At 33.4% G+C, this 24,867-nt stretch carries 27 protein-coding genes; 7 read left to right on the forward strand and 20 right to left on the reverse strand.

Features of this window, described 5'->3' with window-relative positions; translation table 11 throughout:
* Positions 1-165 precede the first annotated feature (165 nt).
* The 5 genes from BUB80_RS16495 to BUB80_RS16515 all read right to left on the reverse strand — a co-directional run bounded on the left by BUB80_RS16495 (position 166) and on the right by BUB80_RS16515 (position 4,003).
* Positions 166-1,236 carry an adenylosuccinate synthetase gene (locus BUB80_RS16495; protein ID WP_073295069.1) on the reverse strand — a complete coding sequence of 357 codons (1,071 nt, stop codon included), beginning with the start codon at positions 1,234-1,236 and terminating at the stop codon, positions 166-168.
* A 3-nt stretch (positions 1,237-1,239) separates the two neighbouring features.
* Entirely contained in the window at positions 1,240-2,094 is an 855-nt protein-coding gene (locus BUB80_RS16500) for a hypothetical protein (protein WP_073295072.1), read from the reverse strand.
* 2 nt (positions 2,095-2,096) lie between these two features.
* Positions 2,097-2,432: a hypothetical protein gene (locus BUB80_RS16505; protein WP_054512508.1), complete on the reverse strand. Its 336-nt coding sequence runs from the start codon at positions 2,430-2,432 to the stop codon at positions 2,097-2,099.
* Positions 2,433-2,512: 80 nt separating this feature from the next.
* Complete coding sequence (locus BUB80_RS16510) at positions 2,513-3,055, reverse strand: NADAR family protein (protein WP_073295074.1); 543 nt, start codon at positions 3,053-3,055, stop codon at positions 2,513-2,515.
* Between the two features lie 252 nt (positions 3,056-3,307).
* Positions 3,308-4,003, reverse strand: a complete 696-nt coding sequence (locus BUB80_RS16515) for an NUDIX hydrolase (RefSeq protein WP_073295077.1) — start codon at positions 4,001-4,003, stop codon at positions 3,308-3,310.
* A 66-nt stretch (positions 4,004-4,069) separates the two neighbouring features.
* On the opposite strand from BUB80_RS16515, the gene BUB80_RS16520 reads away from it, so the two are divergent.
* On the forward strand, positions 4,070-4,432 hold the full coding sequence (locus BUB80_RS16520) for a hypothetical protein (RefSeq protein ID WP_139262743.1): 363 nt from the start codon (positions 4,070-4,072) through the stop codon (positions 4,430-4,432).
* 1 nt (position 4,433) lies between these two features.
* Positions 4,434-4,835 carry a hypothetical protein gene (locus BUB80_RS16525; RefSeq protein WP_073295082.1) on the forward strand — a complete coding sequence of 134 codons (402 nt, stop codon included), beginning with the start codon at positions 4,434-4,436 and terminating at the stop codon, positions 4,833-4,835.
* 53 nt (positions 4,836-4,888) lie between these two features.
* Here BUB80_RS16525 and lepA read toward each other — a convergent pair whose 3' ends face one another.
* From lepA to BUB80_RS16550, 5 genes are all read right to left on the reverse strand, one after another.
* The gene (gene lepA, locus BUB80_RS16530) at positions 4,889-6,685 is read right to left on the reverse strand and encodes a translation elongation factor 4 (RefSeq protein WP_073295084.1); all 1,797 of its coding nucleotides are present in this window, start codon (positions 6,683-6,685) and stop codon (positions 4,889-4,891) included.
* Positions 6,686-6,767: 82 nt separating this feature from the next.
* Positions 6,768-7,811: a hypothetical protein gene (locus BUB80_RS16535; protein ID WP_073295086.1), complete on the reverse strand. Its 1,044-nt coding sequence runs from the start codon at positions 7,809-7,811 to the stop codon at positions 6,768-6,770.
* A 100-nt stretch (positions 7,812-7,911) separates the two neighbouring features.
* Positions 7,912-8,421 carry a hypothetical protein gene (locus tag BUB80_RS16540; protein WP_073295088.1) on the reverse strand — a complete coding sequence of 170 codons (510 nt, stop codon included), beginning with the start codon at positions 8,419-8,421 and terminating at the stop codon, positions 7,912-7,914.
* A gap of 6 nt (positions 8,422-8,427) precedes the next feature.
* The gene (locus BUB80_RS16545; RefSeq protein WP_073295090.1) at positions 8,428-8,961 is read right to left on the reverse strand and encodes a hypothetical protein; all 534 of its coding nucleotides are present in this window, start codon (positions 8,959-8,961) and stop codon (positions 8,428-8,430) included.
* Between the two features lie 18 nt (positions 8,962-8,979).
* On the reverse strand, positions 8,980-9,531 hold the full coding sequence (locus tag BUB80_RS16550; RefSeq protein ID WP_073295092.1) for an RNA polymerase sigma factor: 552 nt from the start codon (positions 9,529-9,531) through the stop codon (positions 8,980-8,982).
* A gap of 200 nt (positions 9,532-9,731) precedes the next feature.
* On the opposite strand from BUB80_RS16550, the gene BUB80_RS16555 reads away from it, so the two are divergent.
* From BUB80_RS16555 to porW, 4 genes are all read left to right on the forward strand, one after another.
* Positions 9,732-10,481 carry a Rossmann-like and DUF2520 domain-containing protein gene (locus BUB80_RS16555; protein WP_073295095.1) on the forward strand — a complete coding sequence of 250 codons (750 nt, stop codon included), beginning with the start codon at positions 9,732-9,734 and terminating at the stop codon, positions 10,479-10,481.
* Complete coding sequence (locus tag BUB80_RS16560; RefSeq protein ID WP_073295098.1) at positions 10,471-10,989, forward strand: KdsC family phosphatase; 519 nt, start codon at positions 10,471-10,473, stop codon at positions 10,987-10,989. Before BUB80_RS16555 ends, BUB80_RS16560 begins: the two co-directional genes overlap by 11 nt.
* A 10-nt stretch (positions 10,990-10,999) precedes the next feature.
* Positions 11,000-11,554 carry a Maf family protein gene (locus BUB80_RS16565; protein WP_073295101.1) on the forward strand — a complete coding sequence of 185 codons (555 nt, stop codon included), beginning with the start codon at positions 11,000-11,002 and terminating at the stop codon, positions 11,552-11,554.
* 85 nt (positions 11,555-11,639) lie between these two features.
* The gene (gene porW, locus BUB80_RS16570) at positions 11,640-14,282 is read left to right on the forward strand and encodes a type IX secretion system periplasmic lipoprotein PorW/SprE (protein ID WP_228433863.1); all 2,643 of its coding nucleotides are present in this window, start codon (positions 11,640-11,642) and stop codon (positions 14,280-14,282) included.
* A 61-nt stretch (positions 14,283-14,343) separates the two neighbouring features.
* On the opposite strand, the gene tsaB is transcribed toward porW, so the two are convergent.
* The 10 genes from tsaB to rpiB form a co-directional block, all read right to left on the reverse strand.
* Positions 14,344-15,027, reverse strand: a complete 684-nt coding sequence (gene tsaB, locus BUB80_RS16575; protein WP_073295103.1) for a tRNA (adenosine(37)-N6)-threonylcarbamoyltransferase complex dimerization subunit type 1 TsaB — start codon at positions 15,025-15,027, stop codon at positions 14,344-14,346.
* Between the two features lie 49 nt (positions 15,028-15,076).
* A complete protein-coding gene (locus tag BUB80_RS16580) occupies positions 15,077-16,078 on the reverse strand; it encodes a virulence RhuM family protein (RefSeq protein ID WP_073295106.1) in 1,002 nt (333 codons plus the stop codon).
* A 22-nt stretch (positions 16,079-16,100) separates the two neighbouring features.
* Complete coding sequence (locus BUB80_RS16585) at positions 16,101-16,850, reverse strand: SDR family NAD(P)-dependent oxidoreductase (RefSeq protein WP_073295108.1); 750 nt, start codon at positions 16,848-16,850, stop codon at positions 16,101-16,103.
* An 88-nt stretch (positions 16,851-16,938) separates the two neighbouring features.
* Complete coding sequence (locus BUB80_RS16590) at positions 16,939-17,310, reverse strand: YraN family protein (protein WP_073295111.1); 372 nt, start codon at positions 17,308-17,310, stop codon at positions 16,939-16,941.
* Entirely contained in the window at positions 17,310-17,660 is a 351-nt protein-coding gene (locus BUB80_RS16595) for a DoxX family protein (protein ID WP_073295113.1), read from the reverse strand. The genes BUB80_RS16590 and BUB80_RS16595 overlap by 1 nt, the downstream gene beginning before the upstream one ends.
* Position 17,661: 1 nt before the next feature.
* On the reverse strand, positions 17,662-18,597 hold the full coding sequence (locus BUB80_RS16600; RefSeq protein WP_073295116.1) for a S66 peptidase family protein: 936 nt from the start codon (positions 18,595-18,597) through the stop codon (positions 17,662-17,664).
* Positions 18,594-19,280: a LysE family translocator gene (locus tag BUB80_RS16605; protein WP_073295118.1), complete on the reverse strand. Its 687-nt coding sequence runs from the start codon at positions 19,278-19,280 to the stop codon at positions 18,594-18,596. The genes BUB80_RS16600 and BUB80_RS16605 overlap by 4 nt, the downstream gene beginning before the upstream one ends.
* Before the next feature lie 154 nt (positions 19,281-19,434).
* Entirely contained in the window at positions 19,435-21,585 is a 2,151-nt protein-coding gene (rnr, locus tag BUB80_RS16610) for a ribonuclease R (protein WP_073295121.1), read from the reverse strand.
* Positions 21,586-21,590: 5 nt separating this feature from the next.
* Positions 21,591-22,316, reverse strand: a complete 726-nt coding sequence (locus BUB80_RS16615; protein ID WP_139262746.1) for a hypothetical protein — start codon at positions 22,314-22,316, stop codon at positions 21,591-21,593.
* A gap of 251 nt (positions 22,317-22,567) precedes the next feature.
* Entirely contained in the window at positions 22,568-23,002 is a 435-nt protein-coding gene (gene rpiB, locus BUB80_RS16620; RefSeq protein WP_054512885.1) for a ribose 5-phosphate isomerase B, read from the reverse strand.
* A gap of 555 nt (positions 23,003-23,557) precedes the next feature.
* Here rpiB and BUB80_RS16630 point away from each other — a divergent pair.
* Positions 23,558-24,748 carry a phosphoglycerate kinase gene (locus BUB80_RS16630; RefSeq protein ID WP_073295129.1) on the forward strand — a complete coding sequence of 397 codons (1,191 nt, stop codon included), beginning with the start codon at positions 23,558-23,560 and terminating at the stop codon, positions 24,746-24,748.
* Positions 24,749-24,867 lie beyond the last annotated feature (119 nt).

Genomic DNA, 24,867 nt, shown 5'->3' on the forward strand with positions numbered 1-24,867 from the left:
GATTCACTGTTAAATATACAAAAAAACAACCAGTAAAACAAACTAAATTAACTGAAAATCAATATATTAAAGCCTTAACTTAATGACATTGGGCTAAAGCCCATTCCTATTGATTTCTGCTTTTGCATTTAATTTATTTTCTTTTAAAATTAATCAATATTCTTATCAATTAATTTGCTTAAAATCTTTTGAATATGGAGAATAAGATCCATAAACCTCATCAAAATTTACATCAAGAGTTCCTATTTTAAATTCTTCATCAATTTGATCTAAACACGTTACAACCAGGTTTTTCTTATTGGCAAAAACATAAGCTTCATCTAATTTCAGAGCATAGTTTAATAAGTCATAATCTAAATTTCCAAAGCGAAGATCCTTTTGATATTCGTTGAATAGGCAGGTTTCTTCTTCGTTATTTTTTAGTTCTATTTCATTTTCATTACTCATCCATCCGCTTCCATGACGGGTTGAATAACTTCTTGTCACATAAAACATTTCTATATTTTCAATCTTCAATAATTTACAAACTTCGTAGGCATTCTTTGAAGTTGTATTCGCAAAAGTAACATTCGGAAAAACGCCATGATCCATATCCAATAAAATCCCCTGACTGCCTTCAAAAATAAGATTGTTAAATAAATTCAGGTAAGAATAGCCTTCAATTTTCCAATCAATTGTATCGATCGCTTCTAAAAAATCCTGTAATGCATTTTGGATTTCTTCTCCTTCTTCAAAACCGTAATAATGGGCGATTCCTTTTAATTTTTCAATCAACATTGATCTTGGACTAATCAAATCAATCGCAAATAATTTAAACGGACTTTCTTGTCTTTTCATCGTAGCTCCCACTCCTTTTCCACAGGTTCCGTGTTCTAAGTTTTTGGTGTTTTTCCTGTTACTCAAAACATCGAATGGCGTCGTGACTTTTGCCAATGGATGAATATGCAGTTCAACATTTCCGTTCTTTTGTTTTAATTCTTCTCTTTCATTCCATAAAAAAGTTGGATGAATGGTGCAATGTTCCGTAAAATAAGAAGGCAAACCGCGCAGCGCTCCACATCCAAAACTTGAGTGAATATGCTTTTTGTCATCAATCATCACCGTATGCGCCGCCTGCTGCCCGCCAGAAAACCGAATAACTACAGACTCAGGATTTTGCTGAGCCAGAAAATCTGTAGTGATTCCTTTTCCTTCATCACCAAACCCTAAGCCTATAACTATTTGTGCTGTTTTCATTTTTTAAAACATTTGAATATTATTAAATCCTCTTAAATCTACTGATCTTGAAGATTCATTTTTATATCGGTTGCAAACAATTTCTTTAATCACATTTGGAACCTCTCTGTAATCTTCTATTGATAAACAGTTTTGTCCTAACAGATCTTTCCAACCTTTATCTGCTCTAACCGCTTGATCTGAATGCAAAACACTGATGTGAAAAACTTCGTATTTTTTTTGAGCTTCTTTCAGCAATTCGGTATGCGTAAAAGTGTGTTGCCCCGTTCCCATAATTTCTCTGATCGCAGAAGCCGGAAGTGTTTTCAAGCATGGCTCATCACCTACCGTAAACAATAATCCTTTCTGATTTCTTTTTTCGAAGGCATCCGTTCTCGTGTGAAAAGCGGCAAAATACCAAGCTAATAAATAACTTTCTCCGGCATTTCCTCCACCGCCTGATTCAATATATGTGCGGGTTAGCCACATATCCAATTCTTCATCTCCTGATTCAAACTGCCCCACCTGCAAAGGATATCCGTCGCATTCATGGTCGCCGATTCCTAAGAATAAAAGTGCAGGATCAGGAACGCCTCCCTGGATAATTCCACCCATTAACTTGGGTAGCCCGTCTTTAATTAATTCATGAGGAATATGTCCCATACTTCCTGTAACATCCAATCCTAATATAATAGGAACTGAATTCGGGTGAACTACAGAATCTCTTGATTCTCTAAAAGAAATACCGTTAGGATTCATTGATTCATGTGCCATTCTTTTTGCATTCTGAGTGAAAATTTCACTTGCAGATTTTGATGCATATCCTTCTTTTCTTGCTCTGTCATAACGAGCGTCCATGTCGTATCTTGTACTTCCCATAACTAAAATTTTTTACCAAATAAATATTCAAATCTTTTTGTTGAAACTTCCAATTGAATATTTAAATTTCTGATTGTTAATGATAATTCTATGTCTCTCTGAACGAATGCTTCCGGCTGAAAATCTGCAAATGTTAAACTATTTTTGTCTAACGGACTGATATCAATAAGACCTTCCTGTTCACGTTCCAGTCTTTTTATTTTCAATTCAATATCTTCAACTCGGCGTCTGTATATCAACTCTGAATCTTCTCCGATGGTTCGGGCCCGATCTTCTCTTATCTGATCATTGTTTCTTTGTAATGATTCGATGAATCTTGGTTTTAAGTCTTCTTCCATGTTTTTAATTTTTTTATTTGCGTCAACAATACACTAATTAAAAACTGCATAGTTTTGCCTAAATTCTTTACGAATTACTTTTATGCTTTTAACAAATCCCTTACTTCCATTAAAGCAAAACCTAACAAGTTTTCACCATTCCAAAGAAGTGGGTTTGCTGCTTTTGGATCTGTTTCCAACATTCCGATTCCCCAAATTGTATCGTATGGACTAGCTTCTACCAAGATTTTATCATTTGTTGACAGAAGAAATTCTTTGAACTTTTCATTTTGGGAAAATTTTAAAAGATTTCCTTTTCTCACGATTTTATACTTCTCTTCATTCCAACGTTGCGGATCAAAATTTTTAACTTTTCTTCCTAAGCTTTTAGCCTGATTTGGAGAATCTGATTTTAAAATCTCTTCTAACGTTTTATTATCATTAAATAATTTCGCTTTTCCAGCCATCATATAATGTTCCGCTGTTTTATATTCAATTCCATTTTCTTCAAATTGAAAAGGAAACCATTGGCTGAAACAAGATTTTGTAATTTCATCTTTCACGGTGTGTCCCCAGAAGAATAGAAAGTCTAACTTTTCTTTTCTCTGAAACTTCTCAATTGTTTTTTGTAAGGTATAGCTCATGTTTGTGTTATTGTTACACAAATATAAAGCAATATACTTTTAACTACCAAATTTCATTTGTGTTATTTTTACACTAAATACGGAATCACTTGATTTACAGTGATAAAAATTAAATCACAGGATAATAAGCAATGTTTTCGTTTAAGAAATGCTAAAAACCACAACAAAACTAAGTTTTTAGTTTTGTTATTGAGAGAATTAAAAATTGAGTTTTTAGGGTAATTTCAAGACTGAAATTGAGATAAAAGATAGCTACTTGATTTCGAAATAGAAACCTTGCTCTTCCCATTCTTTATATTTTTCCTGATTGAAGGTAAATAATTTTCCGGGTCTTCCGCTTCCTTCTTTTTTAAAATTATTTGTCTCCTTAAGAAGTTCGTAGCTCATTATCTTTTTACGGAAGTTTCGGCGGTCGATTTCTTTTCCAACAATGGTCTTATATAAATTTTCAAGATCTGAAAAAGGGAATTCTTCATTCAGAAGATTAAAACCGATTGGTTGGTACTGAATTTTCGTACGAAGTCTTTTTAACGCAATATCAATAATTTTATCATGATCAAAAGCAAGCTTAGGAAGTTTGGTAACACTGAACCATTGTGCGTCTTCTGCATCAGAGTCGGCAAACAGTTCATGATAAGACGGGTTCACCAAGCCCAAATAAGCCACAGAAACCACTCGATTCCTAGGATCCCGACCTACGTTGCCAAAAGTATAGAGTTGTTCCAAAAAATCAGGCTTTATGCCCGCCTCTTCATGAAGCTCTCTTTTTACGGCATCATCTAGATTCTCGTCATCTAAAACCAAGCCTCCAGGAAGCGCCCAGCCACCCTTGAAAGGTTCTATTTTCCTTTTAATCAAAAGAATCTGAAGGTCTTTTTTATCAAAATACCCGAAAATAACTGCGTCTACAGCAACTTTTATATCCTGTAATTTTTTTGGAGAGCTCATGTTTGAATTTGCGTTATGAATACACAAAAATACAAAGAATATTCATACTTTTACCAAATAATCCTCATGAAAACATTTTTTTACAGTCTTACAGTCTTCTTATTATTCAGCTGCAAAAAAGAAAAATCTTTTGCGGACAAGATTATCTTTCACGATAGCCATCATGAAAAACTAAACTATCAACAGTTTAATGAAGGGATAGATGAAGCAGGGACCTGTATAATCTATGTGGGAAAAGACACCTCAACTATTGAGTTGAAATATTATATGGGAATGATGGATCCACCAACTCCTCCATTAGGATTTGTTCCCGACAGTTCCTATAGAAAACGTGAACAAATGCTTACCGGATTTTTTTATCATCATTTTAACCGAATTAAATCTTCTGAAAACCTGTCACATTTGACTCTTTATCTAGACAAAATATAGAATGAGTTATAAAATTAATGATACTATCCCAAAATATGCTTACAATCTAGAAACAGGAACAATCAAAAAATACAAAGCATTCCCAGTTTTTATAAAAAACATTTCAGGTAAAAAATTAATCCTGCAGGAGTTTAAATCTTTAACTCTAGCAGTTTTAAATGATCAGCAAAAATGGCAGATGCTATCCAACGATAATGCTATCGTGTGTGGTAATAGTAGGATACAATACCGATATTGGGAATTTAATCCTAATGAAATAATGGTTTTGTCTGTAAACCTCCTGGAAGGAAAAGATAAAGGTAAATTCAAAATATTTTTCTATGATCACTCAACTGAAGCATTTCTAATGAATTACGACAAAAGCATCATTGAAAAGCAACGAAATCTGTTTGAACTGAAATAAAAAAATCCACAGAAAAAATCTGTGGATTCAATATTAAAAATGCATCTAAATGCTTAATCATTTAATTTCAAAACAGCCATGAACGCTGATTGTGGTACTTCTACTCTACCAATCTGCTTCATTTTCTTTTTACCTTCTTTTTGTTTCTCCAGCAATTTACGTTTTCTGGAAATATCTCCTCCGTAACATTTTGCCGTAACGTCTTTTCTTAACGCTTTAATCGTTTCTCTTGCAATCACTTTCGCTCCTAACGCTGCCTGAACTGCAATATCAAACTGCTGTCTAGGAATTAGTTCACGAAGTTTTTCACACATCTTTTTACCGATGTAATATGCATTGCTATCGTGAATCAATGATGATAAAGCATCTACCATATCTCCATTTATCAGGATATCCATTTTTACCAATTTTGAAGAACGCATTCCGATGGGTGAATAATCGAATGATGCATATCCTTTAGAGATAGATTTCAAACGGTCATAAAAGTCGAAAACAACCTCAGCCAAAGGCATATTGAACGTTAATTCTACTCTGTCTGCCGTCAGGTAACTTTGGTTTACAATCTCCCCTCTTTTCTCAATACAAAGCGTCATTACAGAACCCACAAAATCAGATTTAGTAATAATTGAAGCTTTGATATAAGGCTCTTCCACTCTGTCTAAAAGATTGGGATCAATCATTTCAGATGGGTTATTGATCAGGATTGCAGTTTCAGGATCTTTCTTTGAATATCCGTGGTAAGAAACGTTGGGAACAGTTGTAATAACATCCATGTTAAACTCTCTGTCTAAACGCTCCTGAACGATTTCCATGTGAAGCATTCCTAAGAATCCACAACGGAAACCAAAACCAAGTGCTGCTGAACTTTCCGGTTCGAAAACCAGAGAAGCATCATTCAGTCTTAATTTTTCCAATGAAAATCTTAATTCTTCAAAATCTTCAGATTCAATAGGATAAATCCCGGCAAAAACCATTGGTTTTACTTCTTCAAATCCATCAATCGCCGCAGCTGCAGGATTTACAAAAGAGGTAATAGTATCACCTACTTTTACTTCTCTTGCATCTTTAATTCCGGAAATAATGTAACCTACATCACCACAATGAATTGTTTTCTTAGGAACCTGTTTTAATTTTAAGGTACCTACTTCATCTGCACCATATTCTTTTCCTGTTGCGAAAAATTTTATTTTCTCGTTTTTAGAAATACTTCCGTTTACCACTTTGAAATAGGCTTCAATACCTCTGAATGGATTATAAACAGAGTCAAAAATCAATGCCTGAAGCGGTGCATCCGGATCTCCAACCGGAGCTGGAATTCTGTTTACAATATGCTCAAGCAAATCATGAACACCTTCTCCTGTTTTCCCGGAAACTCTAAGAACATCTTCATACTTACATCCTAAAAGCCCCATAATCTCGTCGGTAACTTCTTCTGGATTTGCTGATGGAAGATCTATTTTATTAAGAATCGGAATAATTTCCAAGTCATTTTCTAAGGCTAAATACAAATTACTAATTGTCTGTGCCTGGATACTCTGCGCAGCATCTACAATAAGAAGGGCACCCTCACAAGCAGCAATAGAACGAGAAACCTCGTAAGAGAAATCTACGTGTCCCGGTGTATCAATTAGATTTAAAGTATATTTTTCTCCATTAAGCTCATAATCCATCTGGATAGCGTGAGATTTAATTGTAATCCCACGTTCTTTCTCCAAATCCATATCATCAAGCGTCTGAGACTGTAATTCTCTCTGAGTAACCGTATTGGTATACTCTAAAAGACGGTCTGCCAAAGTACTTTTACCGTGGTCAATATGAGCGATTATGCAAAAATTTCGTATGTTTTTCATTTAAGAACTATGTAATTTGCAAAGATAAAAAAAAGAGAGACAAATCCTCTCTCTTAAATTTTTAGTGTGAAATTAATTTCAATTATTCATCAGAAAAATCATATTCTCCGGTTAAAGGATCAATATAAACTTCAGTTTTTTCGTCTTTTTTCATTTTATTTTGTCTGAATCCCCTCTCAAAAATACCAACAAGCCCAACAGCGAGTCCCCCATACATTCCTCCCGCAGACCCTCCAACACTTACAAAAACCGCTGAGTTTCTAACAGGCAAAATAAACCCTCTATTGCCTATCAAGTAAAATCCCTTTTCATTTTTATTTAATTCTAAAAATCCTGAATAAGTCTTTTTATAAGCTTTCCCATTTTCTACATATATAAACATTTCATTAGCAGAGATCTTATCTTTCTTTCCGTTTTCATCTTTAACTGCCCTCAAAACCTGTCCTCTGTTATTTTTCTCAAGAACATAATTACCTAACTCCGGAGTTTGATTAAAAAATGAAATATAATTTAGATAGACTCCGTCTTTTAGTTGTTCGTTTTTATACGCATCGGAATTAGCTTTTACATACGATTCATAGTCTGTAAGAGCATCAATTGCCACTGAACCCTCCACAGGTTTCATCGTATAGGTCTTCTTCATAAACATCGCAATGATAACGGGAATGTTCTTTACAACGACTTCAGAAATATTTTTATTCTTAAAACTGTAAACCGTATCTTTTTTATATAAAAATCTATAATTGTCTCCTTCTTTCAGAAAAGTTTGCGCTGAAAAATCAACGTCTGCTTCTGTTTCTTTTCCATCTGTCTCACCTATTGATGTTTTTAATCTTTTTAAAACCAAGACCAATTCATGTTTGCCTCCTTTATGATTACTTTCTGTATACCATTGACTTAAAAAATTATCTACAGTTGTTGGAAACACAATTTCTTTCATTTCTTTGTTATCACCAAAAGGCATCTCTCCTATCTTTTTATCTTCTCTTTGGTCTATAACAGCAAGAGATTTATAGATATTCCCTTTCGGATTTGAAAGGTTTCCTCTTTCCTTAATAATTTCCTGACCTTGCGAAAACGAAACAATAAAAATAAAAACGAATGTGATTTGTAAGATTTTTTTCATGTGATAAAAGGTTTTCTCAAAAATAGTAATTTGTTTAAAATCAAACGACTCTCACAAAAAAAGATTTGTAAGAGTCGTCCAACATTAAAAAAATAAACTATTATGGGGCTTGCTTCGGTCCTGCAGCATTGTGGTTTCCGTGAGGTTTTCTTTCATTCATTTTATCTCTCATCATACCCTCAGATTGAAACAGCTTCAAGACTTTCTGGCAAGGAATAACTTCCTGCATCTTATCTGCATATTTTTTTCTATTATCTAATAACTTTTGCCCTACCTCAAAACTTTGCTGCAATTTTGCTTTTGCTTCATCGTCTGATAAAGTTTCAGGGTTAAAATTAGAATTAAACTGGCTTTTTATCTGTTTCTGGTTATCTAGATATTCATTGTAGAGCTGTGTAAATTCAGCCTTATCACTGGCTTCAATATCCAGATTATCCATCACCATATTATTCCTAAATTTCGCTAAAAGAGTTTTTCTTTCTTCCGGAGAAAGATTATTTATTACCTCTTTTCTTTGTTTAGGGTCCATCTTTTTCCAGTCATAGTCGGTCTTTTGGGCATTTAAGCCAAAACCATAAATAATAAAAAGTGTAAATAATATCTTTTTCATCTTTCTTTAATTATATAAATCCAAATAAACATCCTGAGTTGAATTGCTTGCCAATTCTGAAATTTCAGAATTAGAAAAAGAATCCAAATATTCATTCATTTGAGTTTCAGTTTTCTTAGAAACTGGTTTCACTGTTTTAGGAGCACCAACATCCTTTGTTTCAGTTGCCTGTGAAGCAAAGCCTCTACTATTCTGATTAACACCTGTTTGACTATTGTTTTCAACAGAAGTTAAATCAGATTTCAATGTTTCATAAGCAATTTCGCTCTCATTTTTTGGTGCTTGGGTATTTGCAGCATACGTTGCTCCAGAATTCCCTACATTTTTTGTTGAGTCATTATTTTGATTGAAAACATAACTAGCCCCAAAAATCAAAGCCAATGAAGCAGCCACAGCATATACCCAATTTAGTTTAAAAATAGGAGCTTTTTTATTGGCTTTTGCATCATTCATTACTCTTCCCTGAATATTTTCAAACAAATTATCAGGAACCTTGTAAATGTTTTTACGTTCTAATTTTTCTATATCGAACTCTTTCATGTCTTTGCGTCTCAAAAATTATTTTTCGTAATTTTCTTTTATATATTCTTCAATTTTTTGCTTGGCATAATGATAGTTTGTTTTTAAAGTACCTACAGACATATCTACAATTTTTGATATTTCTTCATAAGGTAAATCATCATAATACCGCATCATAAATACCAGTTTCTGCTTTTCGGGCAGGCTTTGTATAGCCCTCTGTAGCAAGATTTGTATCTCTTCTGCATCACTTGATACATTATCTGCAACTAGATTCTGCATATAATATTCAGGATCTTCATCAGTCTTCTGCATCTTCTTTAATTTATTAACCTGCTGTAATGCTTCGTTGGTCGCAATCCTGTACAGCCAGGTGTACAGCTGACTATCATTTTTGAACTGATGAAAATTCTGATAAGCTTTAATGAATGTTTCCTGCAACGTATCCTGCGCAAGGTCACCATCCACAATAATCCTTCTTATATGCCAATACAATCTGCTTTGATAAGCATCCATCAAAGCGCGAACTCCTTTCTCTTGAGTTCGTGGGCTTTGCATCAGCGTAATAATCTCCGCGTCCTTAATCTTCATAAGATGCTTTCATTGTTTTGGATTACAAAAATAATGGAAAGTTAAATTACTTATTCAATTTTTAGTCCAAATATTGAAATAATATCAGACCGTTACGTTTTAAACTTGAAGCAGCAGGCAATAAGCAGATTTACAAAAACTTCCATCTTCTAGCTTTCAACTTACTTTTTCAACTCGGCTTAAAATATTATCTTTGTTTTATGCAAATTGTAATTATTGGTTCCGGAAATGTTGCCTATCATCTGGCAAAAGCTTTTGTTCTGAATAACATTCCATTAGCTCAGATTTTCGGAAGAAACGAAACAGAGCTCCATAAGATTTCGGAAGAATTAAATATTCCTTATTCAACGGAAAAACTAGAAGACGCAAATCTGTACATCATTTGTGTAAGTGACAGTTCTGTTGAAAATGTGTCTAAGATTATTACTAAAAAAGATTGTCTGGTAGTGCATACATCTGGATCCCTTCCAAAAGAAATTTTAGTAGGAGCGTACAGAAAATCAAGCTTTTATCCTTTACAGACTTTTTCTAAATCTAAAGAATTGGATTACGAAAAGATTCCTTTTTTCATAGAAACCGAAAATGAAGAAGATAAAGCGATACTTTTTGACATTGCCTCTAAAATATCCAACAATGTAATGGAAAGCACCCACGAAAAAAGAAAGTACATTCATTTAACCGCAGTTTTTGCCTGCAATTTTGTGAATCATCTTTTTTCAAGAGCTAAGGAAATTTCAGATTCTCAGGAGATTCCGTTTGATTATTTTTTACCGTTGATTGATGAAACCGTTCAGAAAATCCATGAAATTGAACCCAAATCTGCGCAAACCGGACCAGCTGTAAGAAATGATGCACGCATTTTGCAGTTGCATGAACAATTATTGAAAGACGAAAGTCTGGAGATCTATAAAACAATGAATCATTCTATTAAAAAAATGTATGAGTTATAAAGAGAAATTAAAAGATATAAAAGCATTTGTATTTGATGTAGACGGAGTTTTCACAGATGGAAGTGTTTATTTGATGCCTGGAGGAAATATGTCTAGAGTCATGAATGTTCTGGATGGTTATGCTGTTGTTAAAGCGTTAAAAAACAATTATTTAATCGGAGTCATTACGGGAGGAAATGATGAAATGGTAAAACACAGAATCAATTATCTTGGAATTCATGATTATTATGCAAAATCTCATAATAAAATGGTTGATTTCGAAGACTTTAAAAAGAAATACAATCTTAAAAACGAAGAAATTTTAACAATGGGAGATGACCTTCCGGATATTCATATGATGGAAACATCTGCTATTGCAACATGTCCCGAAAATGCAGTTCCTGAGGTGAAAGGAATTTCTGATTATATCTCTCCAAAGCAAGGAGGAAGTGGAGCAGTACGTGATGTCATTGAACAAGTAATGAAAATTCAGGGAACCTGGCTGGAAGACAACACACAATCTATATAATTAACCGATAATGAAATTACTATTAGCATCACAATCGCCAAGAAGAAAAGAATTACTTTCAAGTTTAGGATTTGATTTCGAGGTGGTAAAAATAGATTGCGAAGAAATCTTACCCGAAAATATTGAAATAGGCGAGGCCGCAGCCTATTTATCTGAATTAAAAGCAAATGCATTCAGAAATCTCATAAGCGATGAAGTTTTATTAACATCAGATACGGTTGTAGCCATTGATAATCAGATTTTAGGAAAACCAAAAGATGAAGCTGATGCAAAAAGAATGTTGCAGCAATTATCTGGAACAACGCATCAGGTTTATACCGGGATTACCATCAAAACACTTGATAAAACCATTACAGAAACAGATGTGGCAGATGTAGAACTCGATGATATTTCGGATGAAGAAATAGAGTATTACGTTCAAAATTATAAACCCTTTGATAAAGCAGGAAGCTACGGAATCCAAGAATGGCTCGGAATGGCGAAAATTAAAAAACTATCCGGCAGTTTTTATACGATAATGGGACTTCCTACCCATTTGGTTTACAAAATTTTGAAAGAAATATAAGTATTTTCAATATAAAATTTTATTATTTTTACAAAATCATCAATCTTTTGATAATAAAAAGTAAATTGGCTAGTTATATTGAGTAATGAAAAAAAATATCCTATTCCTTTTAGCAGCTTGTATCGTTCTCTCTTGTGGATCAAAACCCAAGAGGCCAGATCAACGATCGAAGTTCATGAAAGGGTTTTCAACATATTATAATACACTATTTAACGCTAAAGACGCCTTGAATAGTGAATTTACGAGTAGAGACAAAGCCCATAAAGATAATTTTTATGCGCCTTACATTCCTATACTTACCTATGAAGATCAACCTTTAGGCAGTGATCTTGGACAATCTTCTGCGTTTGCTGAAAACACCATGAAAATGGCAGAAGTGAATAATCCTTCTGGTAGAAATGCCCCTGGAAGTGCTCCAGGAAGACCACCAGGCGCTCCTCCTGGAATGCCCGGTAACAATAATGGTAATAATCAAAACAACCAGTTAGAACAGAATGGGCAACCAGAAAATAAAGGAGCCAGTGTTTTAGAAATTGCAGAAGCAAAAGCTTTAAAAGCAATTAATAAATATTCGGTGATCAAGAATGGGGAAGAAAAGAATAAAAAAATATTTGATGCCTACATAATTCTTGCACAATCAAGAATTTACCGAAATAAATCTTCGGAGGCCTTAGATGCTCTGAACTATGTTTTTACTCATATGAAGGATGATAAAAGGATTCCTTTGGCCAAAATTTATCGTGGGGTAGCTTATGATCAAATGAAAGATTATCACAGAGCTCATGAAATATTTTCTTTGTTGAAAGGAGAAGATATTGGTAAAAATGATAAAAAACTATTAAGCATCTATTACTCTGAATCACTTTTAGATGCAGGAAAAAAGGAAGAAGCAGCAAAAGAGCTTGATAACGCTTTTGAATTGAATACCAACAGAAAACTGAAAAGCAGAATTGCCTTCTTAAGAGGTCAGGTTTTAGAAGGTTTAAATCAAAATGAGAAAGCCAGAGAAAGCTTCATGGCTGCCTATAAATATGCCAACGATTTCGAATTTGAAGTTAAATCTCAAATAGAAATTGCCAAAACTTTTAATGGAAAAGGTGATTATGAAGGGGCAAGAAAATATTTAGAAGATATCAGTAAAAAAGGAACTTACGGATCTCGAAAGAATGAGTTTTACTACGCTCTAGGGCTAATGGCCAATAAAGCGGGTAAGAAAAAAGAAGCACAAGACCTTTTCAAAAAATCTTTGAAAGAAAAAGTTTCGGACTTGCAGGTTCGTGGTTTAGCATACTATGAAATAGGGAAGGACTATCTTGATAAAAATGATTATATCGGAGCTGGAAGTTATTATGACTCAGCGCTTGTTGCGATGACGTATGAGCCTTCAAAAATTCTTTTGCAGGAGCAATCTATCAACATCAAGAAAATATCAAAAAACTATTATCTGATCAAGAAAAACGACAGTATTCTGTCTTTAGCCAAAATGTCCGAAGCTCAAAAAACTGATTTTTTCACCAAGCATATCGCCAAATTAAAAATAAAGGAAGAAAAAGAAGAAATTGAAAGGAGACGTGCAGAACGAGCTAAAGGCTTTGATACAGGCGATTACAGTGCAAATTCTATTTTTGCCAATAATTCTAACTCTTTTGAAAACTTCGGAACATCACCAAAAGGATTTTATTTCAGTAATACAGGGACTGTATCAAAAGGATCTTCAACATTTAAACAAGTTTGGGGAGACAGAGCACTTGTAGACAACTGGCGTTACTCTAAAAAGATGAGCTCTATTGATGATATGAAAAATGAAGCGTTAGGCGTTACTTCGGCACCTAATCCAAGACGTTTTGAGCCTAGTTTTTATATCGAACAGATTCCTACTGATCTTGGGAAATTAGATCAGCTTAAAAAAGACAGAGATACTGCTTCTTTAGGCTTGGGAATTATGTATCAGAACTATTTTACCAATACCCCTTTAGCAACAAAAACACTGTATGATCTGGTAGATGTAAAACCTGAAGAAAAAGTAATGCTACAGGCTTTATATGAGATCTTTGCAATGAATTATGAGAAAACACCTCAATCTTCAGAAAGAGCAAAACAGATCTTATTAAAAGACTATCCTTATACTTCTTACGCAGAATTTGCAAGAAACCCTAAAAACAATTCGTTTGTAAAATCTTCAGAAGATGTTCAAAATGAATATAAAAAGGCGTATGCTTTATTTGAATCAGAGAAGTTTGCAGAAAGTAAAGAGATATTAGACCAAGCTCTTGTGAAATATCCGAAAGATGCTTTGGTCCCTAAACTATACTTATTGAATGCATTTAATAGCGGGAAATCCAGTGGTAAAGAAGTAATGATCTTACAGCTAGAGCAAATTGCTTTAAATTATGCTAAAACTCCTGAAGGAATCAAAGCCAAAGAAATGCTTAATTATCTGAAGAGTGAACTTTCTTTCCAGGAAACCGATAATAAAGGGAATACTCTTCAGAAACCTGGAAGTAAGCCATTACAGCAACCTACTTCTCAGAATATGGATAATAACGCTGGTCAAATGAATAATCAAAATGTAAATGTACCGCCATCTACACAGCCAGCAGCACCGGCTCAGGCTGCCAATAGCAATGCAATGCTTTTAGATGATTCTAACCCTGCACCGCCGCCTACTCAGCCAGGCAGTACTCCTGGTCAGAAGCCAAAAAAAACAACTCCGGCAAAAACTAAATAAAATAAAAAAGCGAAGATTACTCTTCGCTTTTTTTATGTCGTTGTTTATTATTTCGTAGTAATTAAGAATCCGTTGATTTCTTTTTCTTTACTCCATGAAAATCTTTTAAATAAAAAGGTTCGAAATAAGCAATATCTTCAAACTCTTTATTTTCAATTTTTTCTAAGGTTTTCTTTACTAAATATTGTGCAGAAGGGTAGATACTTTCATTAAATTCAGCATTGGGAAGCTGTAGAATTTCCTGAGCTTTCTTTGCTCCGTCTCCTACAAACAGTACTTTTTTATCTTTAAATTCTTCAAAAGAAGTTTCATCTAAAATTTTAGCTTCTGTCTGCGAAAGTTCTTTTCCGGTTTCACCGTCATAAACAGCCGTATAAACCTCCATTCTTCTCGCATCGACCATTGGAATTACATAGTCATAGTTCTGCGCTAAAAAAGGCTCTATCATCGTCTCAAGAGAATTAATGGCAACCAATGGAATCTTTAGTCCATAACAAAACCCTTTTGCTGATGAAGCACCAATTCTTAATCCGGTGTAAGAACCGGGTCCTTTTCCTAAAGAAACCGCCTGAATCTCTTTTATAGAAATTCCTGCTCCTTCCAAAGCCCATTCTGCAAAAGTGTGTAGGCTCTCAGACTGTTTATAATTATCAGAAACTTCTTCGCTAACACACAATAGTTTACCATTATCTGATATGGCTACAGAACAGTTTTTGGAAGATGTTTCGAGGTATAAAATTTTCATTTTACAAATTTAAGAATGATAGTGATAAAATAGTGCTTCTTCTTTTAAATTATTTTTTGTTGATTTTTTTAATTTGCTTATCAAAATCAGATATTATTTTTTGAGTTTTATTGAATTCATCATATTCGGAAACCGCTTTTTCATCCGCCATTAATTTCGAAATCTTTCCTTTTCCTTCTAAAATTTTATATTCATTAAAATTAAGAAACTTGTTTACACTTTCTGCCAAAGTATCCATTGTAAAAGTGTTTTCTCTCTCTATTAATCCTTCAATATAATCAAAATAACTGGTAACTGTTCGTTCTAATTGCTTGATTTCTGATTCTTCCAAATAATTTTTAGCAATAATAATATCGTTTTTCAAAACTCTGCCATCTGGAGCATTTTTCCATGTGGTTAAGCCCATATTTTTTTCTTTACTATTCGCTTTTTGGTAAATAATTTCTGCAGCAGTATGCCCTGTAATAGCAAAGTGGAATTTGTTCTGAACCATTGCATAAAAAGTTTTTGTCTCCTCAGAATTTTTGTCATAATCAATGCTGCACTCAGCAAAAATATCTGTGATTTGCTGGTAAATTCTTCTTTCGCTTGCCCGGATTGAACGAACTCGCTGCAAAAGCTCTTTAAAATAATCTTTACCGAAAACTGTTTGGCCTTGTTTAAGACGTTCATCATCTATTACAAATCCTTTGATGATAAACTCTTTTAAAGTCTGTGTTGCCCAGATTCTGAATTGAGTAGCTTTATTAGAATTTACTCTATAACCCACTGAAATAATTACATCTAGATTATAATATTCTATATTTCTAGAAACACTTCTCTCACCCTCAATTTGAACTTGTGCAATTTTTGCACAAGTTGCTTCTTTATCTAATTCTTCTTCTTTGTAGATGTTTTGAATATGCTTTGTGATTACAGTTCTATCAACGTCAAACAAAGCAGCCATAGTTTTTTGTGTAAGCCAAAGCGTTTCGTTTTGTAAAAAAACATCCACCTTTACCTTTTCGTTGGGAGTATTATAAATCAAAAAATTTTGAGCATCATTTTCCATTATGATCTATTTAAAAGTAATCCTATTTTCTGTAAATAGTTCTCGGTTCAGCCTGAGCAGTAGGGTAGATAGTCATATCAGACACACTAACATGCTTGGGAGCATTTACGCAATAGGCAATTGCATCCGCAATGTCTTCTGCTTTTAAGGCTTCATATCCGGCATATACAGTAGAAGCTTTTTCGCTATCTCCTTTAAATCTTACCAAAGAAAAGTCTGTTTCCACTGCTCCAGGTTGAATATTGGTGACTTTAATTCCAAATTCTGTTAATTCTAAACGCATTCCTTCAGAAATCACATCAACCGCTTTTTTGGTAGCGCAATACACAACCCCGTTAGCATACGTCTGTCTTGCCGCTACAGAACTGATATTCACAATATGTCCGGTATTTCTTTCTTTCATTGATGGGATGATCATTTTGGAAACATATAAAAGACCTTTAACATTTCCATCGATCATAGAATCCCAATCATTGGTGTTTCCTGCCGAAAGAGGTTCAAGACCATGTGCATTTCCGGCATTATTAATGAGAACATCAATATTCTTCCATTCTTCTGGAAGAGATGAGATCGCATTTTCTACTTCTTGAAGATTCCTTACATCAAACATTAAACTAAATACTTCGGTGTATTGGGAAAACTCAGTTTTTAATGATTCTAAAACTTCAGCCCTTCTACCACAAATAATAATTCTGTTCCCTTGCTTTGCAAAAAGTTCTGCTGTAGATTTCCCGATTCCGGAAGTTGCACCTGTAATGAGTATTGTTTTCATAAAATTCTTTATATTTAAATATACCAGTCAAAAAAAATTATCATTGTAATAATTATGGGTAAACTGTTAGATTGATATATATATTATATTAGTTAGCATCAAATGCTTCAAAAGCATCTATTATATGTTCTATCGTGAGTTTGCCTTTTTCATCGGGAAGAACTGAGATAATATCAAACCTTACTTCCTGATCTATATTAAACTTTTCCATGTAATGATTGGCAGCAGAAACAATTAATGATATCTTCCTTTTATTAACCGCTTCTTGAGGTAACATGAAAGCATCTGTTGAACGAGCTTTTACTTCAACAACAACAATTAAACTATCTTTTTCGGTAACAATATCAATCTCTGCTTTTTGAAACCGAAAGTTTCTTACTAGGATTTTATAGCCTTTCTTTTGTAAATATTCAACAGCCAAGTCTTCTGCTTTTTTTCCGAAGTCGTTGTGATTTGCCATTATTTTCTAAATTGATAAGCCCACCAAATTAATACAATCTGTAAAGGAAGTCTCAAGACAGTAAGCCAAAAATATTTATGATGGGTCTGATAAAAGTTTTTAGCCATTTCCACATTAGCAGGAAAGACCGCTATAAACAATAATATACTAAGATAGGCACCCAACTTTTGAGTTTGAGGAAAGATCAAAAAAGCACCACACACAATTTCAATAAAACCACTTACATAAACCATTGTCAAATGAGACGGAATATATGAAGGTATTATTTTAATGAAAATCTGAGGTTTCAAAAAATGTAAGATCCCCGCCAATATCAATAAAGAGGAAAGTACAAACTTTGAATATATCATTTTATTTATTATAACTAATTGAAACAGTCTTGCCTATTTTCAAAGATACCTTGCTCCCAATAATCAAAGGTCTGTTGTCCTTAATATGTCCATTTGGAAAACCAAAAACAACGGGGAACTGATACTTTGAAAGTCTTTCTGAGATTAATTGATAAGCAAATTCATCGAAGCTATTTTCGTATTGCTTATTTTCTTTTTCATCTCCCATGTTGGTCATTCCCCCAACAATTAAGCCCGAAATTTTAGTAAAAACTCCGGCAAGTTCCAAACTCATAATCATTCGATCTAATGCATAAAAATTCTCCCCAATATCTTCAATGAATAAAATTTTATCTTTAAAATCAAATGAATATTTTGTTCCTAAAAGAGCATAGATTAAAGCCAAATTTCCTCCAACCAATTCTCCTTTAACATTTCCTTTTTGATTAAATGGGTTAGTTTGTAAGTGATATTCCGAAGTCTTTCCTTTTAAAATATCAAAGATCAGATCATAACTTTCATCCGTCACTCCGAAACTTGAAGTTTTAATCGTCTGCCCATGAATGGAGGCAAAACCTTTCTTCAACAAATAACTTTGGATAACGGTGTTATCAGAATATCCAATATACCATTTTGGGTTTTGCTTAAATTTATCTAGCTTCAAATGCTGAATCAGATGTTGACATCCATATCCACCTCTGGAAGCCCAGACTGCAGAAATATCTTTATCATTTAAAGCCCAATTGATATCTTTTATTCTTTCCTTTTCTGTCCCGGCGTAATTGTAGCCATTTGAGAATTTAGTATAAAGATGCTCTCCTAAAACAGGAACAAAACCTTTATTCTTGATCATTTTTATTCCCTTTTCAAGTTGAGATGCATCTACAGCACCGGCAGGGGAAATAATAGCTATTTTATCACCTTTTTTAAGGGACTTTGGAAAGATTATTTTTTTCATTTGTTCTTTTGAAATTTAACTTCTTTTTTTTCTGCTTCTTCTAATCGCTTATCAAATTGGTTGAATTTTTTAAAGCTCTGTAAAAAGATAAAGAAACTGAAAAGGATAAGAATTACCCCAACAATTCGTCTGATCTTATTGGCCAATGTTTGTGTTAATTTATCATGAAATTGTTTTGCCAAAAATATTTTAGCAAGATCAATACATAAATAAGTCCCAATCACTAAACCTATATAAAGGATAAAACTACCCGTATCCGGATATTCTTTTCTCACTGAAATTACCGTAACCAACCAAAATAGAATAACCCCAACATTTAAAATATTGAAGAGAAAACCATTCATGAAGGTCTTAAAATAATTTTGACCTATGATTCTTTCTTCACCCGGCATATGCATTTTGGTTTTCGTGACCATCATGACAATACCATATACAAAAATTAAGATCGAGGTGACTCTGTAAAATCCAGGATGTTTATCTATTAAGCTTACCAAATCTGCACTTGCATAATACGCCGCAATAATGCACAACAAGTCTGCCGTAATTACTCCTACATCTAAAGCCAAAGCATGCTTGGGACCTCTAGAGAAGCTGGTTTCTATTAATAAGAAAAATATTGGGCCAATAAAAACAAGACTCAACATGAATCCTAAAATAACAGCAGATAGTACTAATTCAAACATTTAAAATTTGTTTCTCTTCCAAATTTAAAAATTATATTTCTATTTGTCGATAAAATCCAATTCTTTTAAGTTTTCAATATTCATTCTGAAATTTTTTAAAACAAAAAAAAGACTGCAAAATTTGCAGTCTTCATTGATATATTGTGATTATTATTTAGTCAACAATTTTAAAGTCCAGTTGCTTTTGAATTAAATTAGCTTTAACTACTTTTATCTGAACCTGATCTCCTAATTGGTATCTTTTTCCTGTTCTTGAACCATATACAGCATGAGTAGATTTATCATAAGTATAAGAATCATCCACAAGGTCTCTTAGCTTGATCAATCCTTCCGCTCCGTTTTCAGGAATCTCTACCCAGAAACCGAATTCTGCAACTCCAGAAATAACACCACCGAAAGTTTCTCCCAAATGTTTCTCCATGAATTTTACCTGCATGAATTTGATTGAATCTCTTTCAGCATCGGCAGCTAATCTTTCTCTTGAGCTACAATATTTTGCTTTCTCTTCAACTTCTTCTCTGCTGGTAGATTTTCCACCATCCAAATAATGTTGAAGAAGACGATGAGCAATTAAATCCGGATAACGACGAATAGGAGAGGTGAAGTGAGAATAATAGTCGAACCCTAACCCATAATGACCGATAGGTTCTGTAGAATAAACCGCTTTGCTCATGCTTCGCATCGCCAATGTTTCCACCATATTTTCTTCGCCTTTTCCTTTTACATCACTTAGTAATCGGTTTAAAGATTCTGCTACTTTTTTGGTATTTGCCAAATCCATTTTATATCCGAAAGTAGAAACAAAATCTCTTAATGCTTCTAATTTTGCAGGATCCGGATCATCGTGAACTCTATAAATAAATGTATTTTGAGAAGGTGATCCATTTTTAGTTAATGAAACAAATTCTGAAACTTTTTTATTCGCTAAAAGCATGAATTCTTCAATCAGGTGATTCGAATCTTTACTCACTTTAAAGTAAACTCCAATAGGCTGATTATTTTCATCAAGATTAAATCTTACTTCGCTTCTGTCAAATGTAATAGCGCCTTGTCTTATACGTTCAGCACGCATGATCTTTGCTAAATTATCAAGAACTAAGATCTCTTCTGTATAGTCTCCTTCTTTATTTTCAATTCTTTCCTGCGCTTCTTCGTAAGTAAACCTTCTGTCGGAATGAATTACTGTTCTTCCAAACCACTGCTTCTTAATTTCTGCATTATCATTTAATTCAAAAACGGCGGAAAAAGTATATTTATCCTCATTCGGACGAAGTGAACAAACGTCGTTACTTAAGACTTCCGGTAACATCGGTACAACACGGTCAACTAAATATACCGATGTAGCCCTTTCATAGGCTTCATCATCTAAAATAGTTCCCGGAATTACGTAATGAGAAACGTCTGCAATGTGGACTCCAATTTCCCAATTTCCATTATCCAATTTTCTTATCGATAAGGCATCATCAAAATCTTTTGCGTCTTTTGGGTCAATGGTAAAGGTTGTGATTCCTCGCATATCCCAACGTTTTGCAACTTCCTCTTCTGTAATTCTTCTGTCTATTTTATCGGCATCTGCTTCAACTTCCTCAGGGAATTGATAAGGCAACCCATATTCAGCAAGAATAGAGTGAATCTCGGTCTCATGCTCTCCAGGAGCACCTAGAACTTTGATAATTTCCCCTTCAGGGTTTTTATCTCCAGGTCTCCATTCAGTCATTTTCACAACAACTTTATCTCCATCATTTGCTCCTCCAAACTTTCCTCTTGGAATAAAAATATCTGTATTAATCGATTTTTTATCGCAAACAACAAATCCGAAATCCTTATGAGTAACAACCTGTAAAGTTCCTACAAATTCAGTTCTGGTTCTTTCCAAAACTTCCAATACAGAACCTTCTAGTTTCTTTCCTTTATAGGTATAGGTAACAATTAAAACTTTATCCCCTTGCAATGCATCCTTCACGTTTTTTGAATGAATGAACACATCATCTTCCAGGCTTTCTACCTTTACATAGGCATTTCCAGATTGGTTAAAATCTATGGTTCCTGTTAAGGTTCCTGCAATGTTTAGATTAATGATATATTTTCCTTTTTCAGTTTCTTTAATTTTTTCTGAAGCCTGAAGTTTGTGCAAAGCCTGAATCACAAGTTCTCTTTGTCTTGGATTCTTATAATCAATTCCGTCTGAGATCTGTTTATAATTATAGATCTTCGACATATTTTCATTCATAAAACGTAGGATCAATCTTCCGATCTCCATAAGTTTATGATCATTTTTTTGGCTTATATATTTTCTTTTTTTCATTAATTTTAAAATTTAAATTCATCTTTAGTGAGTATTTCTTTCCATTCTTTATCATTGTATTGAAAAGTTTTATACTCAGCTTTATTATTAATATTATATTTTACGACGACTATCCTGTCTAAATAATTTCTAAACTGTAAATTGAGAATATCTGCATCATCAATATTCACCTTAGTATGTTCAGCATTTGGTAAATAATAAAAATTCCTTTTCTTATATTTTCTCTTCTTTAGAGTCGTGATAAAATTTTTTGCCTCTTTTCTTACGTATCCTTTTGTATTATCTGTTTTATCAACAAAAACTTCATTATTACCAAAACCAAAGTATTTAATCATAAAAATTAAGTTCTTATCAAGCTTTAAACTGATTGCTTTAACAGATTCTTCATTCCAAAAATTTCCTTCACTATATAAAGGATTCAGCCTATTCACATTAGAATAACAAAGAGAATAATCTATCTCATTACCACAAATAGTTCTTATGCTCCTTAGATATATTTTTAAATTATTAGTTTTAAAACTACTTTTATTGATCCCATTTATTATTGTTCTGTTTAAAGTTGAATAATCTACCTCCTTCCAATCTTTGATCAACTCATCATACAATTGTTTTTCTTCATGATGAAATTCTGTACAGTCCGGCATTTTCATTTGTTCCAAAGTATCTCTCTTTTTCTGGCCTTCAACTAAAGATATAAAGGAAACTAAGAAAATAGACATAAGTAGTTTCATACAATTCATTTATTAATTCCTCATTTTAATAAGATCAGTTTTCTGTCTAAGTTTGATAAGGATAGTTTTTGTTTTGTATAAATTTAATACAAATATGGAGAAGAGAGGAGAAAAACCTTTTATATATACTTATTAAATTATATATAGGTTTTGAGAGGTATCTATAGAATATACTTCTATTAATATGGCAAAGATAAGAAATTAAAAATAAACAAGGCTTGCAGTTTGATTTGCAAGCCTTTATATTATTATTAACAGAATGCAATTTTGTCAACTCTGTTTTGGTGTCTACCTCCTTCAAAGTCTGTAGAAAGAAACTTATTTACAATTTCTATAGCTACTTCTTTTGCAATGAATCTTGCAGGAATTGAGATCATATTTGCATCATTATGCTGTCTTGCCAGCTGTGCAATCTCAGGCATCCAGCAAAGAGCGCAACGAATCTGCTGATGTTTGTTAGCAGTGATCTGAACTCCATTTCCGCTTCCGCAGATCAAAATTCCTAATTCGTTCTCTCCATTCTCCACAGAGGTTGCTGCGGGGTGTACAAAGTCCGGATAATCCACACTGTCTGTGGAGAACGTTCCAAAATCCTGAACCTCAAAGCTTTCTGATAAATAGTTCTTAACAATCTCCTTATACTCGAAACCTGCATGGTCTGCGGCAATAGCGATTTTTCTTTTCATAATTCTTGTATTAAGCCTTTTTAGATTTATATCCACACAAATGTAAGTATAATGTGGATAAGTCTTAAATTTTTGCCAGTTTAATGTGAGTATCCTTGTTAGTAAGTGTTAATAACAATGGCAAGATAAATGTTTCGTAACATTAAAATAATTTGTAATAGAAATGCTCTCCAAAAAATTTAACATTTATTTTCAAAAACTTTCCACAGAGAATTCTTCATCTTTTCCATAATACAGTTATTAAGAATTACTATTGTGGGAAAGTTATTCACAATTGTTGATAACACTGATAGTAGATACATTTTCAAAGCTTTATAATGTCAGTAAAATGTGAATTTAGTACAAATTAAATGTTATCAATTATTAGCAAAAAACTTATCCCCCAAACTAACAACACTCAACAACAACTATCATTTATTCTTTTTTATAAAAGAGAAAATAATGTTGATAGAATGAATGAGTGTCCTGAAAACTTTTTGAAAACTTTTATTGGGGTGAAGGTGTTCAAAAATTTTAAACTCTTACATTTGTGAAACGAAAAATCAAAAGAAATTTATGAAGACAATCAATGATTTCAATTTTAAAGATAAGAAGGCTCTGGTAAGAGTTGATTTCAATGTTCCGCAGGATGATCAGCTTAACGTTACCGATAATACTAGAATCGCAGCCGTAAAGCCTACTGTAGAAAAAATTCTTAATGACGGTGGTTCTGTAATTTTAATGACACACCTTGGAAGACCTAAAGGAGAAGTGAAGAATGAATTCTCCCTGAAAAACATTCTAGGAGAAGTTTCTAGCGTACTAGGGCAGCAAGTTAAGTTTGTTGATGAATCAATAGGAGAGAAGGCTGAAAAAGCGGCCGCAGAGCTTCAACCTGGAGAAATTTTATTATTAGAGAACCTACGTTTTCATAATGAAGAAGAAAAAGGAGATGAAGGATTCGCTGAGCAGCTGTCTAAATTAGGAGATGCTTATGTGAATGATGCATTTGGTACGGCTCATAGAGCTCATGCTTCTACAGCAGTTATTGCTAATTATTTTGAATCAACTAAATTCTTCGGTTTACTTATGGCTGATGAACTAAAAGCCATTGATAAAGTGTTGAAAAGTGGTGAGAGACCTGTTACAGCTATATTAGGTGGATCTAAGGTTTCAACTAAAATTACCATTATAGAAAATATACTTCCGGCAGTAGATAATTTGATTATTGGTGGTGGTATGGCTTTCACTTTTATTAAAGCTCTTGGAGGTAAAATAGGAACTTCATTGGTTGAAGAAGATAAATTACCTTTAGCGTTAGAAATTTTAGGAAAAGCAAAAGAACATAATGTAAAAGTATATCTTCCTTCTGATACGATCATCGCTGAAAGTTTCAGTAATGATGCAGAAAGAAAAGAAGTAGATATTTATGCAATTCCTGAAGGATGGATGGGATTGGATGCTGGACCAAAATCGAGAGATCAGTTCAACGATGTTCTTTTAAATTCAAGAACAATTTTATGGAACGGACCTATCGGAGTTTTTGAAATGTCAAACTTTTCTGCGGGAACTGTTGCTCTAGGAGAAAGTATTGCTGAAGCAACAAAACTTGGAGCTTTTTCTTTAGTTGGAGGAGGAGACAGTGTTGCTTTTGTAAAACAATTTGGTTATGCTGATAAAGTAAGTTATGTTTCTACCGGAGGTGGAGCAATGTTAGAAAGCTTGGAAGGTTTGGAACTTCCAGGTGTTGCTGCTATCAACAAATAGAAAAATAAATTTTTATACATTTTAAGTCCACTGAAAAAAATCAGTGGACTTTTTTATTTCTCCATTTGTACATAATTTATTTTCAGATTATGTTTTTAATCTAAAGAATTCCTCGGCGT

Source organism: Chryseobacterium polytrichastri (assembly GCF_900142445.1).
In the GTDB taxonomy this organism is placed as follows: Bacteria; Bacteroidota; Bacteroidia; order Flavobacteriales; family Weeksellaceae; genus Chryseobacterium; species Chryseobacterium polytrichastri.